Source organism: Solibacillus sp. FSL K6-1523 (assembly GCF_038005225.1).
Lineage (GTDB): Bacteria > Bacillota > Bacilli > Bacillales_A > Planococcaceae > Solibacillus.
The window spans coordinates 4,296,467-4,313,923 of record NZ_JBBOSU010000001.1; the positions used below are offsets into that span (position 1 = coordinate 4,296,467).

The 17,457-nt window shown below is 38.7% G+C and carries 17 protein-coding genes and 1 other annotated feature; of the genes, 2 read left to right on the forward strand and 15 right to left on the reverse strand.

The features are described from left to right. From rlmB to MHI10_RS20835, 8 genes are all read right to left on the reverse strand, one after another. Window positions 1-753 (reverse strand): 23S rRNA (guanosine(2251)-2'-O)-methyltransferase RlmB, encoded by a 753-nt coding sequence (gene rlmB, locus MHI10_RS20800; RefSeq protein WP_340788876.1) that lies wholly within the window; start codon window positions 751-753, stop codon window positions 1-3. A gap of 1 nt (window position 754) precedes the next feature. Continuing rightward, a complete protein-coding gene (locus tag MHI10_RS20805; RefSeq protein WP_340788880.1) occupies window positions 755-1,171 on the reverse strand; it encodes a Mini-ribonuclease 3 in 417 nt (138 codons plus the stop codon). Then, window positions 1,172-2,575 carry a cysteine--tRNA ligase gene (gene cysS / locus MHI10_RS20810; protein ID WP_340788882.1) on the reverse strand — a complete coding sequence of 468 codons (1,404 nt, stop codon included), beginning with the start codon at window positions 2,573-2,575 and terminating at the stop codon, window positions 1,172-1,174. A gap of 2 nt (window positions 2,576-2,577) precedes the next feature. Next, complete coding sequence (gene cysE / locus MHI10_RS20815) at window positions 2,578-3,222, reverse strand: serine O-acetyltransferase (protein ID WP_340788884.1); 645 nt, start codon at window positions 3,220-3,222, stop codon at window positions 2,578-2,580. Window positions 3,223-3,297: 75 nt separating this feature from the next. Further along, window positions 3,298-3,523 (reverse strand) — a binding site (T-box leader). A 59-nt stretch (window positions 3,524-3,582) separates the two neighbouring features. After that, entirely contained in the window at window positions 3,583-5,043 is a 1,461-nt protein-coding gene (gltX, locus tag MHI10_RS20820; RefSeq protein ID WP_340788886.1) for a glutamate--tRNA ligase, read from the reverse strand. A gap of 117 nt (window positions 5,044-5,160) precedes the next feature. After that, window positions 5,161-5,637 carry a 2-C-methyl-D-erythritol 2,4-cyclodiphosphate synthase gene (gene ispF, locus MHI10_RS20825; protein ID WP_340788887.1) on the reverse strand — a complete coding sequence of 159 codons (477 nt, stop codon included), beginning with the start codon at window positions 5,635-5,637 and terminating at the stop codon, window positions 5,161-5,163. Window positions 5,638-5,964: 327 nt separating this feature from the next. Next, on the reverse strand, window positions 5,965-6,648 hold the full coding sequence (gene ispD, locus MHI10_RS20830) for a 2-C-methyl-D-erythritol 4-phosphate cytidylyltransferase (protein WP_340788890.1): 684 nt from the start codon (window positions 6,646-6,648) through the stop codon (window positions 5,965-5,967). Between the two features lie 13 nt (window positions 6,649-6,661). Beyond that, window positions 6,662-7,759 carry a PIN/TRAM domain-containing protein gene (locus MHI10_RS20835; protein ID WP_340788891.1) on the reverse strand — a complete coding sequence of 366 codons (1,098 nt, stop codon included), beginning with the start codon at window positions 7,757-7,759 and terminating at the stop codon, window positions 6,662-6,664. A gap of 304 nt (window positions 7,760-8,063) precedes the next feature. Between MHI10_RS20835 and MHI10_RS20840 the strand changes: the two genes are divergently transcribed. Further along, entirely contained in the window at window positions 8,064-8,711 is a 648-nt protein-coding gene (locus MHI10_RS20840; RefSeq protein ID WP_340788893.1) for an acetate uptake transporter, read from the forward strand. 79 nt (window positions 8,712-8,790) lie between these two features. On the opposite strand, the gene radA is transcribed toward MHI10_RS20840, so the two are convergent. The 7 genes from radA to MHI10_RS20875 all read right to left on the reverse strand — a co-directional run bounded on the left by radA (window position 8,791) and on the right by MHI10_RS20875 (window position 15,856). Beyond that, window positions 8,791-10,164 carry a DNA repair protein RadA gene (radA, locus tag MHI10_RS20845; RefSeq protein ID WP_340788897.1) on the reverse strand — a complete coding sequence of 458 codons (1,374 nt, stop codon included), beginning with the start codon at window positions 10,162-10,164 and terminating at the stop codon, window positions 8,791-8,793. 150 nt (window positions 10,165-10,314) lie between these two features. Beyond that, window positions 10,315-12,762, reverse strand: a complete 2,448-nt coding sequence (locus MHI10_RS20850; RefSeq protein ID WP_340788899.1) for an ATP-dependent Clp protease ATP-binding subunit — start codon at window positions 12,760-12,762, stop codon at window positions 10,315-10,317. Then, the gene (locus MHI10_RS20855) at window positions 12,759-13,856 is read right to left on the reverse strand and encodes a protein arginine kinase (RefSeq protein ID WP_340788902.1); all 1,098 of its coding nucleotides are present in this window, start codon (window positions 13,854-13,856) and stop codon (window positions 12,759-12,761) included. Before MHI10_RS20855 ends, MHI10_RS20850 begins: the two co-directional genes overlap by 4 nt. Next, on the reverse strand, window positions 13,853-14,395 hold the full coding sequence (locus MHI10_RS20860) for a UvrB/UvrC motif-containing protein (RefSeq protein ID WP_340788904.1): 543 nt from the start codon (window positions 14,393-14,395) through the stop codon (window positions 13,853-13,855). The genes MHI10_RS20855 and MHI10_RS20860 overlap by 4 nt, the downstream gene beginning before the upstream one ends. A gap of 12 nt (window positions 14,396-14,407) precedes the next feature. Further along, on the reverse strand, window positions 14,408-14,872 hold the full coding sequence (locus MHI10_RS20865; RefSeq protein ID WP_340788906.1) for a CtsR family transcriptional regulator: 465 nt from the start codon (window positions 14,870-14,872) through the stop codon (window positions 14,408-14,410). Between the two features lie 265 nt (window positions 14,873-15,137). After that, complete coding sequence (locus MHI10_RS20870) at window positions 15,138-15,443, reverse strand: DUF4870 domain-containing protein (protein ID WP_340788908.1); 306 nt, start codon at window positions 15,441-15,443, stop codon at window positions 15,138-15,140. 200 nt (window positions 15,444-15,643) lie between these two features. Continuing rightward, entirely contained in the window at window positions 15,644-15,856 is a 213-nt protein-coding gene (locus MHI10_RS20875; RefSeq protein WP_340788910.1) for an acyltransferase, read from the reverse strand. Between the two features lie 177 nt (window positions 15,857-16,033). On the opposite strand from MHI10_RS20875, the gene MHI10_RS20880 reads away from it, so the two are divergent. Beyond that, window positions 16,034-17,347 carry a globin-coupled sensor protein gene (locus MHI10_RS20880; RefSeq protein WP_340788911.1) on the forward strand — a complete coding sequence of 438 codons (1,314 nt, stop codon included), beginning with the start codon at window positions 16,034-16,036 and terminating at the stop codon, window positions 17,345-17,347. The last annotated feature ends 110 nt before the right edge of the window (window positions 17,348-17,457 follow it).

Genomic DNA, 17,457 nt, shown 5'->3' on the forward strand with positions numbered 1-17,457 from the left:
TCATCCGTTAACTTCTTGTCGCTTGCGGTACACTTCGTACATAAGTAATGCCGCTGCTACAGAAGCATTTAAAGATGTTACATGTCCAATCATTGGTAAGTGGTATAAAAAATCACATTTATCTTTTAATAGACGGCTCATCCCTTTTCCTTCACTACCAATAATTAATGCAAGCGGTAATGTGGCATCCATTTTTCGATAATCTGCTGAACCTTTTGCATCGGTTCCAGCAATCCATATGCCACGATCTTTTAATTCATCTATCGTTTGCGCTAAATTTGTAACACGCACAACTGGAACATGCTCAATAGCGCCCGTTGAAGCTTTTGCAACGACCGCTGTTAAACCAACCGCGCGACGTTTCGGTATAATGATGCCGTGCACGCCAATTGCATCAGCCGTACGCATAATTGACCCTAAATTATGTGGATCCTCTAATTCATCCAATATGATAAAGAACGGATCTTCTTTTTTTGCCTGCGCAGCATTGAATAAATCATCTAGTTCTGCATAATCATAAGCAGCAACCGATGCCACCACACCTTGGTGATTTGCATCGGTTAATTGATCCACCTTTTTCTTTGGTACGAATTGTACTAAAACTCCGCGCTCTCGTGCTAAGTCAAGCAATTCATTAATACCTGTCTTCTTTACACCTTCTGCAACCCAAATTTTATTCATTTCGCGACCCGAACGTAATGCTTCTAGTATCGGATTCTTTCCTGCAATCATTTCTCCGGTTTGTTCCGTCATGTTACGACACTCCTTTTGACTGTTCTACGATTTGAATTGCGTAGTCAATAATTTCATTGGCACGATCATGCTGTTTACTTAAATAAAGACTACCTAGTACCGCTTCAAAACCAGAACTATTTCGGTAAGTGCGAACATCGGTATTTTTCGGAATGGAGCCAGATTTGGCATTGCGCCCTCTGCGAAATACCGCTTGCTCTTCTTCTGTTAAGAAATTTTCTTCAATCATACGGTAAACAATCATTGACTGCGCTTTCGCTGAAACATATTTCGTTGCCTCTTTATGCAACGTATTTGGTTTTACTTTGCCTAGTAATAGTAAATGCTCTCGAATTCTTTGCTCTAGCACGGCATCGCCCATATAGGCTAACGCTAAAGCATTTAGTTGTTTTACATCCTGCTGTGTTAAATTATGCATTTACTGACCTCGTTTCCAGCGCGTCCCTTGACGAGTGTCTTCTAAAACAATATCCATGCTAAGCAACTGATCGCGAATTTCATCAGAGCGTGCAAAGTCTCGGTTTTTACGTGCTGCAATACGCTCTTCTAATAACGCTTCGATTTCTTCATCAAGTAAGCCTGCTTCTACTTTCACTTGAATACCTAATACGTCCCCGATAATTGTAAACGTATCTAAAATCGCTTGTAGTACTTTTGAATCTGTGTTTGTTTCGTTTAAATAAACATTTGCAATACGTGATAATTCAAATAAAGCCGAAATCGCATTAGCCGTATTGAAATCATCATTCATCGCTTCTTCAAAATTCGTTTTCACTTGTGCAATTTCCCCAAGCCACTGTTCACTTTCCTCTGCAAGTCCCGCCGTTGCTGTTAAGCGATGTTCAACATTGGCATAAGCTGTACGAATGCGCTCTAAGCCGTTTTTCGCTGCTTCTACTAAATCTTGCGCAAAGTTAATCGGATGACGGTAATGAACAGATAGCATGAAGAATCGCAATACTTGCGGGTCGATTTGTTGACGAATATCATGAACTAAAATAAAGTTCCCTAATGATTTCGACATTTTTTCGTTATCAATATTGATATACCCGTTATGCATCCAATAGTTCGCAAATGTTTTATCGTTATGCGCTTCAGATTGCGCAATTTCATTTTCATGATGAGGGAATGTTAAATCTTGCCCACCTGCATGAATATCAATTGTATCGCCCAAATGTTCACGCGCCATTACTGAACATTCAATATGCCAGCCTGGTCGCCCCTCGCCCCATGGAGATTCCCATTTCACTTCGCCTGGTTTTGCTGCTTTCCAAAGAGCAAAATCTAGCGGATCTTCTTTCTTTTCACCCGTTTCGATACGCGCACCTATTTTTAAATCATCTACAGATTGATGTGATAGTTTTCCGTAGCCATCAAATTTACGCGTACGGTAATATACATCTCCTTGTGATTCATAAGCATAATCTTTATCAATTAATACTTTGATAAATTCAATAATGTCTTCCATATGCTCCGTTACACGAGGATGGGCATCTGCCTTTTCGCATCCTAATGCCGTAATATCTTCAAAATACGCTGCAATAAAGCGCTCTGTTAAAGCAGTTGTTTCCTCGCCTAATTCATTGGCTGCTTTAATAATTTTATCGTCAACGTCGGTAAAGTTCGAAACAAACTTCACATCATAACCTGCATATTGGAAATAACGGCGAACTGTATCATAAACAATTACAGGACGTGAATTTCCAATATGAATATAGTTATAAACCGTTGGACCACAAACATACATTTTTACCTTCCCTTCCTCAATTGGATGAAAGGTTTCTTTTTGTCTTGTAAGCGAGTTAAAAATCTGAATCGTCATTGTCATTGCTCCTTTTTCAAATTAGAAATTTCTAGTTGTAGTTTTTGGATTGTTTTCTCTAATGAATCACAACGATCTCCAACAGGGTCCGGGATATTTTGGTGATCTAACTTCTTCGCTCCTGTACGAACACCATCAATCATAACGACTTTCCCAGGAATCCCTACGACTGTTGCATTTGGCGGAACTTCTTTTAATACAACGGAGCCTGCACCAATTTTACTATTTTCACCGACTGTAATCGAGCCCAACACTTTTGCACCGGTTGCTACTAGCACACCATCTTCTAATGTGGGGTGACGTTTTCCTTTTTCTTTCCCTGTACCGCCTAGTGTTACGCCTTGATAAATCGTTACGTCATTCCCTATTTCACATGTCTCGCCCACGACGACACCCATTCCGTGGTCAATAAAGAAACGACGGCCTATTTTTGCACCTGGATGAATTTCGATTCCTGTAAAGAATCGGCTCACTTGCGAAATGACACGAGCAAAAAAGAATAACTTTCTTTTGAAAAACCAATGTGCAATACGATGTGACCAAATCGCATGCAAACCGGAGTACGTTAAAACAACCTCAAACACGCTTCGTGCTGCTGGATCATTCTCAAAAATATTATCAATATCTTCTTTAATTCTTTTAAACATGCCAATCCCTCCCCTTTTTCTTAAACCTTGTTTTCTTAGCCACTAAAAAAAGCGCCTCCATCACCTGAAATAGGTGACAGAGACGCTTGTATCGCGCGGTTCCACTCTGGTTGAAGAGGCACATAGACTCTTCCGCTTAAAATTGCCCGATAACGTGGACAAAGCGATTTAGCCTACTACAACGTTCAACTAAATACTCGAAGGTGCATTTCGGTTTTGCCCTGACCTAGATCACTTTCAGCCGGTGATGATCCTCTCTAAAAGGCGTGCGCCACGTACTTCTCCTTCTCAACGCGTTCTAATATGTGTAATGTAAATTCATTTTACATTTATTTTATGAAAAATCAATGTTTTTGATTACTAATTGGCGAATTTTTCTACACGAGCAATTACTTTTTCTTTGCCAATTAGGCTAATTGCATCTGCTAGTTCAGGACCATGTGTTTGACCTGTTGTGACAACACGCACTGGCATGAATAAGTTTTTGCCTTTTGCCCCAGTGTCCTTTTGAACTGCTTTAATCGCTGCCTTAATTGAAGCTGCATCAAATAATTCTAATGCCTCTAATTGTGTTTTAAATGATGCCATTACTGTCGGTACCATTTCACCCGCTAACACTTCTTTAGCTGCTTCATCATATTCAATTTCTTCCGTGAAGAATAGGCTAGAAAGTTCTACAATTTCCGAACCAAAACTCATTTGCTCATGGTAAAGACCAATTACTGCAGAAGCCCAAGCATATTGCTCTTCTGTTAACGTTTCTGGCAATATATTCGCTTTTTGTAAATGCGGTAGTGCAAGTGCTACTACTTCTTCGTGAGACAACTTTTTAATGTATTGGTTATTCATCCAAGTAAGCTTCGTTTTATCAAACATTGATGGTGATTTTGATAATCGCTTTTCATCAAATAATTGAACGAACTCATCATGCGTAAAGATTTCTTCTTCCCCTTCTGGAGACCAGCCAAGTAGGGCAAAGAAGTTGAACATAGCTTCTGGTAAGTAACCCATGTCTTTATACTGTGTAACGAATTGAATAATCGATTCATCACGTTTTGATAATTTTTTACGGTCTTCGTTTACGATTAGCGTCATATGGCCGTATTGTGGATATTCCCAACCAAATGCATCAAAAACCATCATTTGCTTTGGTGTATTTGATAAATGCTCTTCCCCACGGAATACATGTGTAATGTCCATGAAATGATCATCTAATACAACCGCATAGTTATACGTTGGGATGCCATTTGCTTTTACTAATACCCAGTCACCAACATCCTTCGATTCGAATGATACGTTACCGCGAACTAAGTCTGTGAACTTGTACGTTACATTTGCTGGAACGCGCATACGAATTGTATATGGAATGCCCGCTGCTTCTTTTTGTGCGACTTCTTCTACTGATAAGTGACGACATTTACCATCATACATAGGTGCTGCTACACCATTTGCCTTTTGAGTTTCACGTGAAGCTTCTAATTCTTCTGAAGAACAGAAACATTTATATGCTTGACCTGCATCAAGCATTTTTTCTGCATGTTCTTTGTAAATATCTAAACGCTCCATTTGACGATACGGTGCATAAGGTCCACCAATATCGATTGACTCATCTGGCGTAATACCTAACCAGCGTAAATTATCAAGTTGCGATGCTTCGCCACCTTCTACATTACGATCGATATCTGTATCTTCAATACGTACTACGAAAGTACCGTTATGATGTTTTGCATATAAATAGTTAAATAACGCCGTACGTGCCCCACCAATGTGTAAAAATCCTGTTGGCGATGGTGCATAACGAACGCGAACTGGTTTAGTCATGATTATGCCTCCTAAAATTGCTTCTATAATTATTTTCGATCTTTATCATTGTTCATTTTACCATTTGCAAAAGCTAAATAAAAGTTGCGCTAGCCAAAATTTGGCGCCCCTCGCATTTTACGCTTTGATTAATAAAATCGTTACCATCGCAGCAATTCCTTCTTCACGACCAACAAAGCCTAGTTTCTCCGTTGTTGTCGCCTTCACATTCACTTGAGATGGCTCTGCATTTAATAATTCCGCAATGCGATTTTGCATCGGTACAATATATGGTGCCATCTTTGGACGCTGCGCCATAATTGTGCAGTCAACATTCCCCAATTTATAGCCGCGCTCTTCTACCATTTTCCAAATATGCGCTAGTAACTTAGCTGAATCTGCGTCCTTCCACTCTGGGTCTGTATCTGGGAAGTGACGGCCAATATCACCCTCTCCAATCGCTCCAAGTGCTGCATCTGTCACCGTATGTAATAGTACATCAGCATCTGAATGCCCTAAAAGTCCACGCTCATGTGGAATTGTAATACCGCCGATAATTAATGGTCGCCCTTCTGCAAATGCGTGCACGTCAAAGCCTTGTCCAATTCGAAACATATATCACGCTAGTCTACCTTGTATAGATAAACTAGCCTTCACCTTCTTTCTAATTTTCTCTTTAACCTTAGTATAATCAACTTCCAATAAAAGCACTAATTTTTTTAATCAATTACACCTCGGCGTAATTACATCCAGATTCTTTTCGAGCTCGCTCGAAAAGCTCTTCTTAAAACCTGTGACATCCGCCGAGGTTTGAATCCCCATTGAATTTAGGTCATTCTTGGTATTAATTCCCACTTATAGAAGGGAGGACTCCCGCTGAAGCAAATTAAACGAATATAAGCACCTTGAAAGTTTTAAATCTCTCAAGATGCTTATAATCGTTTACATGTGACGATGATTTAATATCGCTTCACCAAAAATCAAATCTTCTTTCGTTGTCATTTTGACATTTTCATAATCGCTTTCCACAATATGAATTGCATGTCCTAAACGTTCAACGAGCATCGCCTCATCGGTTCCTAAAAACCCTACCTTTTCTGCAACATCTTGCGCTTCTACAATTAAATCAAAACGGAATGCTTGAGGCGTTTGGATCATCCATAATGATTCACGATCTACCGTCTCTTTAATAAGCCCCTCTTTTACAATTTTCATTGTATCTTTCGCACGAACACCTGCAATAGCCGCACCTTTTTCAAATGCGACCTGCGCAAGCTTCGTAATTGTAGGTGTCGTAATAAAAGGGCGAGCTGCATCATGAACAAGCACAACTTCCACAGCCGTCATCTCTTTAATGCACGAATGAACCGAATACTGTCGTTCCGCACCACCTGTTGGCAATCCCTTTACTTTAGTAATTTGGTATTGCTCAAGCAATGTTTGAATGTATGCACGTTCCTCGTCTTTTACAGCCAACCAAATTCCCGCGCAATTTCCATCTTGCTCGAACACCGATAATGTATGCACTAAAATCGGTTTCCCTGCTAATGGTAAAAATAATTTATTTTGCCCAGCACCCATGCGCTTTCCGCTACCTGCTGCTGGTAAAACGACTTCATAACGCAAAAATTCCACTTCCCTAATCTTCTTTTGGCTTCGCAAAGATCATACGCCCAGCTGACGTTTGAAGCACACTCGTTACAGTTACTGTAATCGCCTGCCCTATATAGCTGCGACCACCTTCTACTACAATCATTGTCCCGTCATCTAAATACGCAACACCTTGATTATGCTCTTTCCCATCTTTGATCACGACCACTTGCATATCTTCACCAGGAATAACAACTGGCTTCACTGCATTGGCTAAGTCATTAATATTCAACACTTGAACACTGTGTAACTCACAAACTTTATTTAAATTGAAATCATTTGTTAAAATTTGCGCATCCATTTTTTTCGCTAAACGCACTAATTTTAAATCGACTTCTGCTACATCTTCAAAATCAATTTCAGTAATTAGTACTTTCGAAGCGCGCTCGTCTTGTAGACGCTTTAAAATATCTAAGCCCCGACGACCACGCGTGCGTTTTAATGTATCTGAAGAATCTGCAATATGCTGCAGTTCTGTTAGCACAAACTGTGGAACAACGAGTATCCCTTCAACAAATCCTGTTGTAGAAATGTCTGCAATTCGCCCATCTATAATGACACTCGTATCAAGCAATTTATAAAGCTCCCGTACTTCTGTTGGAAGTGATTCAGCTGATCTTTTCTTTGATGAAGCACCTCCAGTAAACATTTGCAGAAGCTCTTCACGCTTACTAAAGCCAAGTCGGAACCCTAAGTACCCTAAAATAATCGATAAAATCACTGGAATAACTGCTATCACTGCGAGGAAATCTGTCACCGCAATAAGGTCCATTTGTTTAATCGCCACTCCAACTAATGTTGCGACACTTAATCCGACAATCAAACCAAACGTACCGAATAATAAATCAGCAGCAGGTAATTTAAACAGTTTCTCCTCAGACCATGCAATGAGCCTCACAAAATAATCGGATAACACAAAAGACAACACAAATAACAAAGCAGCACCTATCGTAACTGAGATATATGGATTATTAAGCCATGCTGGACTGGATGATAAATTCATAAACTCGTATAATGGCGGTAAGAAATTAAGGCCTAATACTCCCCCAATAAATAAAAAAGCTACTTGAATAATTCGCTTTAACATGCTATTCACCTCCTAAAAATAAGTATACATGTATGACCCATTTGATGCGACGAACAAGTCCCGAAATTGTACTACAACAAAAATTGCAAATTTAACTGTTTCATAACAGAAATTGCTACTCTATCTTTATTATTCCTCAAAAATGGATATTTTAACGATAATATCTTTGTTAAATTTGTATTATATTCATTCTTTAATGACATTCCTCCTTCAAAATTATATCACTTTGTAGTTAATTACATTATTTTAGTATATTATCCGCAATATAACAGTATAAATACTTCATGAGTTAGGAGAATGCGTTTTGAATACAATAAAAGAAGTAAAAATCTCAACAGCTGATCCATCAGCCATTGGTTTATTTGGATTGGCAATCGTAACATTTGTTGCATCTACTCAAAAGCTTGGATGGACAGATGGATTAGGCTTTGTACTCCCTTGGGCAATTTTCCTAGGAGGAATCGCGCAGTTTTATGCATCTGCATTAGATGCAAAACATAATAATACGTTTGGTACAACGGCATTTGGTGCATATGGTTTGTTTTGGATGGGCGTTGGTATGAGTTGGTTAGTACAAGCTGGCGTATTCGGCGAAGCATTACAAGCATCTGCTGATACTCGTCAATTAGGTGTCGTTTATTTAGGTTACTTAATCTTTACTCTGTTCATGACAGTTGGAGCAGCAGAAACGAATAAAGTTTTATTTGCTATTTTTATTATGATTGATTTCCTTTTCGTTGGTTTAGCTTTAAGTTCATTTGGCATTATGGAAAATGGCATGCACTTACTAGCTGCTTATTCAGAACTAATCATTGCCCTTTTATCATTTTATGGTGCTGGTGCAAATGTTCTAAACAAGCATTTAGGCTTTACATTTTTAAAGCTTGGCAAGCCTCTAGGCATTTTCACAAGAGATGCATTCGCGAAAAAATCTTCATCTGTAAAAGCTTAGATAGAAAGGGAAGTCGCCATTTCGGTGAACTTCCCTTTCACTCTTTTCAGCGGAAATTCCCCCAGTACAAAAATCCTTGTTATAAATCACGAAACGATGATTTTAAGGAGTCACTTATCGTTTCGACACCAACGACTTGAATTCCTTCTGGAAACTCCCATCCACCAATATTAGATGCTGGAATAATCGCTCGTTTAAAACCTAGTTTCGCCGCTTCTTGTACACGTTGTTCGATACGTGAAACACGACGCACTTCCCCCGTTAAGCCAACTTCTCCAATAAAGCAATCTGTCGGGCGAACTGCCTGATCTTTAAAACTTGAAACAATACTTGTTAAAACTGCTAAATCAATTGCTGGTTCATCTAATTTTACACCACCAGCTACTTTAATATACGCATCTTGCGCTTGTAACATCATGCCCATACGCTTTTCTAACACAGCCATCAGCAATTGAACACGATTTTGGTCTACTCCTGTTGCCATACGTTTTGGATAATTAAAGCTAGTCGGTGTGACAAGTGATTGAATTTCAACAAGAATCGGACGTGTCCCTTCCATTGATGCAACAATTGTTGAACCCGGTGCGCCTTGTGAACGTTCCTGTAAAAAAAGTTCCGATGGATTTAATACTTCCTTCAATCCGCCATGTAACATTTCAAAAATCGCAATTTCATTTGTTGATCCGAAACGGTTTTTTTGACTGCGCAAAATACGGTGATTGTGATGGCGCTCTCCTTCGAAATAAAGCACGGTATCAACCATATGTTCTAAAATACGTGGTCCTGCAATTTGTCCTTCCTTCGTCACATGCCCTACTAAGAAAATAGCGATATTTTTTGTTTTCGCAATTCGCATCAATTCCGCCGTACATTCCCTTACTTGCGAAACACTTCCTGGTGCACTCGTCACTTCAGGATGGTGCACTGTTTGAATGGAGTCGACAATGACAAATTTCGGCTGAACTTCTTCTATCGTTTGATTTAAAAATTCTAAGTTTGTTTCTGAATAAATGTACAGTTCCGGCGACTTAACACCTAGACGCTCTGCACGTAGCTTTGTTTGGCGAACAGATTCCTCACCAGAAATATATAATACGCGCTTTCCTTGATTAGAAAGCAGTGCAGAAACTTGGAGTAGTAAAGTAGATTTCCCAATCCCGGGGTCTCCTCCAATTAACACTAATGAACCCGGTACAATACCACCACCAAGTACGCGGTTAAATTCATTCATTTGTGTCACAATACGCGTTTCTTCTGGCGTGTCTACATTAATTATTGGAATGGCTTTTGTCGTCGTTGAGGAATGCTGAAAAGCCCCACGCGGTCCCTTTGAAATGACTTCGACTTCTTCATTCATTGTATTCCACTCGCCGCAACCAGGACAACGCCCCATCCATTTTGCAGCCTCGTAACCGCAGCTATTACACATAAATTTTGTTTTTTTCTTTGCCATGTACTAAACCTCCGAATGTTTGTTCCTATATTGTACATGAAACCATTCATAGTGCCTATTCTTTTCACTAAAGTTTCTTTTTGAACAAAAAAGCGAGGTAGAAAAGATTCTACCTCACATTTCATTTATATCGTAATATTTTTTTTGAAATTAATTTGTAATCACACTACTTTTTTGGCTATGCACTACAAATTCCTCATTCACATAATCCAACACGATTTTTTGCGTCTTATCAATTTCGCCTTTTAACAACTCTTCAGATAAGCGATCCTCTACGTGTTTTTGTATTGCACGACGTAATGGGCGAGCTCCATATTGCGGATCATAGCCTTCCTCCACAATTTTTTGCAGCGTTGCATCCGTTAGCTCTAACTCGATATCTTGCTCTTTTAAACGGTTAATTAAAGACAGCGCCATTAGCGTAACGATTTCCTTTAAGTGCTCTTTTTCTAATGAATGGAACACAATCATTTCATCGATACGGTTTAAGAACTCTGGACGGAATGCCTTTTTCAATTCTGCAAGCATCGTCCCTTTCATATCTTTATTTTTCGTTGTTGTATCACCAACATTAAAGCCAACATATTTTTGGAATTTAAGAGCATCTGCTCCAACGTTCGATGTCATGATGACAACGGTATTACGGAAATCTACTGTACGGCCTTTCGAATCTGTTAATCGACCATCTTCAAGTACTTGCAATAAAATATTAAACACATCTGGATGCGCCTTTTCAATTTCATCTAAAAGCACAACAGAATATGGTTTACGACGAACCTTTTCTGTTAATTGACCACCATCATCAAACCCTACATAGCCTGGAGGTGAACCAACTAAACGAGAAGTCGAGTGTTTTTCCATATACTCAGACATATCTACACGAATCATTGAGTCTTCGTCACCGAACATGACCTCTGCTAACGCACGTGCTAGCTCTGTTTTACCAACACCTGTTGGACCAAGGAAAACAAATGAACCAATTGGACGTTTTGGATCTTTCAACCCAGCTCGAGCACGACGAATTGCACGAGAGATTGCTTCTACTGCCTCACTTTGGCCAACTACACGTTTGTGTAATTCTTCTTCAAGATTTAACAGTTTAGCGGATTCTTCCTGAGCAATTTTTGAAACAGGAATTCCCGTCCACATCGCCACAACTTGTGCAATGTCATCTACATTTACAGTGGACTCTTCTTTTCCTTGTTTCTCTTTCCACTCTTTTTTCATTTGCTCTAATTTCGTTTTTTCTTTTTGTTCTGAATCTCGAAGTGCGGCAGCTTTTTCAAATTCCTGACTCGATACAGCGGCATTTTTCTCAGATTTGATACTTTCTAAACTATCTTCTAGCTCTTTTAAATTCGGTGGCACTGTATAAGAACGTAAACGTACTTTTGAGCCCGCCTCATCAATTAAATCAATCGCTTTGTCTGGTAGGAAACGATCCGAAATGTAACGGTCTGATAATTTCGCTGCCGCTTCTACTGCTTCATCGGTAATTTTTACACGGTGATGTGCTTCATAACGATCGCGTAGCCCTTTAATAATTAAAATTGTTTCTTCAACAGTTGGCTCATCTACTTGAATTGGTTGGAAGCGGCGTTCAAGTGCTGCATCCTTTTCAATATATTTACGGTATTCATCCAATGTCGTTGCACCAATACACTGCAATTCACCGCGCGCTAATGATGGTTTTAAAATATTTGATGCGTCAATCGCACCTTCTGCACCACCTGCACCAATTAATGTATGCAGCTCATCGATGAATAAAATAATATTGCCTGCTTGGCGAATTTCATCCATTACCTTTTTCAAACGATCTTCAAACTCACCACGGTATTTCGTGCCTGCAACAACCGTCCCCATATCTAACGTCATAACGCGTTTATCACGTAAAATTTCAGGTACTTCGTTGTTTACAATTTGCTGTGCTAACCCTTCTGCAATCGCTGTTTTACCAACACCTGGCTCACCGATTAATACCGGATTGTTTTTCGTACGGCGAGATAACACTTCAATAACACGTGTAATTTCCTTTGAACGACCAATGACTGGGTCAAGGGAACCTTCACGCGCCACCACTGTTAAATCACGCGCCAGGCTATCTAATGTTGGCGTATTGACCGTTTGATTCATCGGTGTGCCGCCGCTGTTAGTTGAGTCGTTATTCCCTAAAAGTAATAACACTTGCTGACGTGCCTTATTAATACTAACGCCTGTATTAGCTAACACTCGCGCGGCAACGCCTTCCCCTTCACGAATTAACGCTAATAAAATATGCTCTGTTCCAACATAAGCATGACCGAGCTTGCGTGATTCATCTAAAGATAACTCAATTACTTTTTTAGCTCTTGGTGTGTAATGAACAATCGGACCAACTTCTTCTGTTCCTTTTCCTACAAGCTCTTCAATACCTGATTCGATCATTTGTGGACTAATATTAATTGCCTCTAAAGCTTTTGCGGCAATTCCTCCACCTTCACGAATAAGGCCGAGTAAAATATGCTCTGTTCCAATTTCTTTATGCTTCCAGCGAATTGCCTCTTCTTGAGCAAGTTGTAACACCTTTTGTGCGCGTTGTGTAAATCGATTAAACATCATATAGAATCCTCCCCTTTTTCCCCATTATTAACACTTTCATCTTGTTGTCGTAATTTATCTTGTAACAGCTTGGCACGATACATATCGCGTTCAGCTGGTTGCAACGTTGTACCGACATATTGTTGGATAAATCCTGGCTGAATTAATAACATGCATTCATTTAGTCTACTTTGAGAAATCGGTTTTAATAACCCTAAACTTACACCGAGACGAACATTGGATAAGCAACTTGCCGCTTCCTCACTCGTTAAAATTTTGGCGTATTTTAAAGTACCTAGTGACCGACTCAAGCGATCTTCTAATGTCGATGGTGCACGAATTAGTAATGCTTTTCGAGCACTTTGCTCTTTTCGAATTACTTGTTCAACAACATCGCGTAACTCCTGCAAAATATCCAATTCAGATTTCCCTAGCGTTATTTGGTTAGAAATTTGGTAAACACTCCCCAAATTTTCACTTCCTTCTCCATATATACCCCTTACAACCATTCCTAATCTTGTCATCATTTGTATTAATGCATTCATTTGTTTTGTAACGGTTAAGGCTGGTAAATGGAGCATAACGGAGGCGCGTAAACCTGTACCGACATTCGTTGGGCAGCTCGTTAAATAGCCATATTGCTCTTGATAAGCAAAGTTAATATGTCGGCTTAAATAACGGTCTATTTTGCGTGCTTTCTCAAATGCATCCTCAATGTGCATTCCGCAGGCTAAACATTGTATTCGGATATGGTCCTCTTCATTCACCATAATGCTGAATGCTTCATCTTCTGTAATAAAAACGGAGCCAATTTTTTGACGTTTCGCTAAATTAGGGCTAATTAAATGTTTTTCAACTAAAATTTGGCGTTGCAATTGCGGTAAATCTTTTATAGGAAAATAAGAAAAACGATACGGGTTCTGTTCAATGGAGAATAAAGCATTCATCACTTGATCCTCTATTCCTTGCGCTTCCTCTTCAGTAAAACTATTCGGAAATCGTGTCCCAGCAATATTACGAGCAAATCGAATGCGTGTACTGATGACGATATCCGAATCATCTTCATTTTGCATCCAGCTCGGATTGGCATTCGTTAAAAAGTGCTCGATATTCATATCTGCTCCTCACCTCCCGAATAAACTTTACTTTCAAGTAACCGTATTTCATCTCGAATCTTTGCGGCATCTTCAAAGTATTCCGCCACAATGGCCTGCTGCAGTTGTTCCCGTAGCGCTTCAATTTGGTGCTTTATTTTTTCTATAGAAATTGTTTGTTCTTTAAAGCCAACATGTTTAGTACCTGCTTGAATCCGTTCAAGTAATTGTGGTAATTGCGCATTGAACGTTTCATAACAGTTTTCACACCCAAACTTACCTTGCTTTAAAAATTGCCGGTACGTCAAACCACATGTTGGACAATTTGTTGTTTTTTTCTCTGTTGCTTGTTTAATTTCTTTTGTAGTCGAAGCTGGTAAGAAATTCAGCCAATTAGAAATAAATTGTTGAATTGAAACGGGTTCCTCACTAACCTCAAATTGAAATGGGTGAAATTGTGCGGCACATATTTCGCAATAATACCGTTCAACTTTTTGATCATTTTGAACTTGTGTAACGGTCACATTGGCAGGTCTTTGCTTGCAATGTCCACATATCATCTAACAGCCCCCTCACTTCTCAAACGAAATTACTTTTAACATGGAACGCATAATATGCGCTCTTAGCTGATCGCGTAAAGGCAACGGTAATTGCAATGTCTCGCGATCCATTGCAGCTCTCATAATCATAGCCTCGCGCTCGGAAACAATCGATTCTTCAAGCATTCGGTATATTATGCGATTTGCATTTGTTTGCGCAATGTCATCACCAATTTGTGTGTCCATTTCATCTAACAAATCCTTTTTGGAGTGAATTGTAACACGCAAAATTCGAATATAACCTCCACCGCCACGCTTACTTTCTACTAAATAACCATGTTCAGCAGTAAATCGTGTATTGATGACGTAGTTGATTTGCGAAGGTACGCATTGAAACTTATCGGCAAGTTCACTTCGTTTAATTTCAATATGTCCTTGTCCTTTTAATTCAATAATCTCTTTTAAATACCCTTCAATAATGTCAGATATATTCCTCATGCTGTCTCTCACCTCACAACCGACTGACTTTGACTATCTTTGACTTAAATATACAATAGACAAAAAACGAAATGCAAATTATAACCCTTGCTTACTTTACAAAAGGAATTTGCTGAAACAAGTTAATTTCTCTCTTTACTTATGGGGATTTCCTTGAAAATTTATACATTTATTATTCAATTCGAACGATATCTGTTCAAAAACAACAAAACGGCGAAACCTGTTATAACAGATTTCACCGCTCTTTAATGAATGCTGAATTAAGTTAAATCCAACGACCTACAATTGGGTAATTCCAGTCCGAGTCAGATAACGCTTTTAGAATACCGATAACTGGGGCAATCCAGAAAATCGCTAAGAATACTAATAAGAATGGTAGTCCAATTAGTATAAATGACAGTACTCCCGCAATCGCGATTAAAATACCGAATATCACTTGGAATAATAACGCTTGAATCGAAAGTCGTTTCACATCTTCTTCCGTACTTATTAAGAAAAATAGAATCGGTACTAAAAAGGGAGCAAAAAATGCACTCGCATGAATAATTACTTTTGACCATTTAGATTCCATTTGTAATCAACCTCACTTTGTTTTTAAATTAATTAGCTTCGTTCAACATTCCGAAAAGCTATATAGCTTACACTCATTTATGTTCTACTTTATTTACGTATGACATTCAAAAAAGATTCATAAATTTTAACTATGTCCCAGCAATATTTTGAGATAAAAAAATCTCGACTATGTTCGTCGAGATTTTGGGTGTTACACCTTTAATAAGGACCGCGATCATCTGGATTATCCCCATCTTGGGGGAACAAGAAATACGAGATGACTGCTGTTAAAAGCGTCGCACCAATAACGATGAATATTCGACTTTGGTCTGGCACTTCTTGATAATTATTAACTAACATAATATTTGAGGCAATCGCAACTCCAACAGATAATGGTAATACAAACTTTAAACGACCTTTATGAAACTTCATCATACAACGTCCTTTACTTGTCAATATAAGTTATGTTTTCACCCTATATTTTACAATGTTTAAATTTAAAATACAAATGTCACTATTTTTCACAATATATAGTAAAAAGATACTGATTATTCAAATAAAATAGCGTATTATGTTTATAAGCGAGAAAATTATGAAACGAGGAAGACAATGGTTAATTGGTTCTCTAAATCATCTAAAGCTTCAAATCAAACATTTTTTGATCCAGCGAAATATTCTAATGAAGTTTATTTAGACATTTCCAAGTATCCTGAATTAAACAAGCAGCTTCAATTATTAAAATTTACACGAGAAGATTTAGCAATTATTAAACAGCTTCAACCGTATGCACATGACCTTATTCCTGTCATGGTAGAACAATTTTATGGGGCGATTAGTTTAAGCACAGATTTAGTACAAATTATTAAAAATACCACACAGATTGAACGATTAAAAGTGACATTGCGTAAGCACTTAGAAGATATATTTAATTGTCGTATTGATTCTGCTTACATTGAAGAACGAAAAATTATTGCGCACGTTCATGTAAGAATTGGTTTACAATCCAAATGGTATATCGCATCATTCCAATCATTGATGACGACATTTATTGACTTTATCCAAACGGTCAATATGCCTTCACAAGATATGGGACGTGCGATCAATGCCTTCTCCAAAATTATTAACTTTGAGCAACAACTCGTTATTGAAGCGTACGAGCTGGAAGAGCAGCGCATTCGAAATGAAGGGGAGCTTATTAAGCAAAAGTTAATCGATCGTATTCAACGTACTGCAACGGAATTAAATAGTATCAGTGATGAAACAAATGCGTCCCTTCAAGAAATTGCAGGACAAACAGAAGACATCACATTCGCTACAAAAGAAGGGCTCAATTTAGTAGCAGAAACTGAGGATAAATCTACTGTTGGTACAACCCATCTTGCTACCCAAACGGCTTTGATTGCAACGGTATTAGATGGCGTAGATATTTTAGAATCTTCCATGGTAAACTTGCGTCGTTCATCTCAAAAAATCTCTGAAATTGTTGGTCTCGTTACAGGAATTGCCGATCAAACAAACTTACTTGCTTTAAATGCCTCAATTGAAGCAGCAAGGGCTGGCGAGCACGGGAAAGGTTTTGCAGTTGTTGCGGAGGAAGTACGCAAACTAGCAGAGGAAACAAAAAATGCCGTGCAAAATGTTTCTCATCTCATTCAAGAAACCGAAGTAAATATTGAACAAATGTCTACTTCTGTTACGAGTGTGGATGAGCAAATAAAAATGAGTGTCGAAACACAAAAAAGTTTGGCTGACTCCTTCACTTCCATTACCGAAGCAGTATCAGGAATTAAATCAAAATACGAAGATACGACAGAAGATATTCAATCGATTTCTACTGTTATAACTGGCTTAACGCAAACCGCTACACTTGTATCCACTTCATCGGATTCCTTGTTGCGCATTGTACATGAATTACATGATTAAAATAAGTTGCAAAAGCGAAAATCCACCACTTCATTTGAACGAAATGGTGGATTTTTACGTATTTAATTTGATTCAGCATTCATCCTCAACTTCCTTAGTGAACTCGCTCG

Bases quoted from the DNA above. Each gene is read 5' to 3' on its own strand.
- cysS (WP_340788882.1), bottom strand. From the start codon at position 2,575: ATGACGATTCAGATTTTTAACTCGCTTACAAGACAAAAAGAAACCTTT.
- MHI10_RS20870 (WP_340788908.1), bottom strand. From the start codon at position 15,443: ATGGAATCTAAATGGTCAAAAGTAATTATTCATGCGAGTGCATTTTTT.
- MHI10_RS20860 (WP_340788904.1), bottom strand. From the start codon at position 14,395: ATGATATGTGGACATTGCAAGCAAAGACCTGCCAATGTGACCGTTACA.
- MHI10_RS20855 (WP_340788902.1), bottom strand. From the start codon at position 13,856: ATGAATATCGAGCACTTTTTAACGAATGCCAATCCGAGCTGGATGCAA.
- gltX (WP_340788886.1), bottom strand. From the start codon at position 5,043: ATGACTAAACCAGTTCGCGTTCGTTATGCACCATCGCCAACAGGATTT.
- MHI10_RS20850 (WP_340788899.1), bottom strand. From the start codon at position 12,762: ATGATGTTTAATCGATTTACACAACGCGCACAAAAGGTGTTACAACTT.
- cysE (WP_340788884.1), bottom strand. From the start codon at position 3,222: ATGTTTAAAAGAATTAAAGAAGATATTGATAATATTTTTGAGAATGAT.
- MHI10_RS20880 (WP_340788911.1), top strand. From the start codon at position 16,034: ATGGTTAATTGGTTCTCTAAATCATCTAAAGCTTCAAATCAAACATTT.
- radA (WP_340788897.1), bottom strand. From the start codon at position 10,164: ATGGCAAAGAAAAAAACAAAATTTATGTGTAATAGCTGCGGTTACGAG.
- ispF (WP_340788887.1), bottom strand. From the start codon at position 5,637: ATGTTTCGAATTGGACAAGGCTTTGACGTGCACGCATTTGCAGAAGGG.
- MHI10_RS20835 (WP_340788891.1), bottom strand. From the start codon at position 7,759: ATGTTAAAGCGAATTATTCAAGTAGCTTTTTTATTTATTGGGGGAGTA.
- MHI10_RS20805 (WP_340788880.1), bottom strand. From the start codon at position 1,171: ATGCATAATTTAACACAGCAGGATGTAAAACAACTAAATGCTTTAGCG.
- MHI10_RS20865 (WP_340788906.1), bottom strand. From the start codon at position 14,872: ATGAGGAATATATCTGACATTATTGAAGGGTATTTAAAAGAGATTATT.
- MHI10_RS20875 (WP_340788910.1), bottom strand. From the start codon at position 15,856: ATGAAGTTTCATAAAGGTCGTTTAAAGTTTGTATTACCATTATCTGTT.
- rlmB (WP_340788876.1), bottom strand. From the start codon at position 753: ATGACGGAACAAACCGGAGAAATGATTGCAGGAAAGAATCCGATACTA.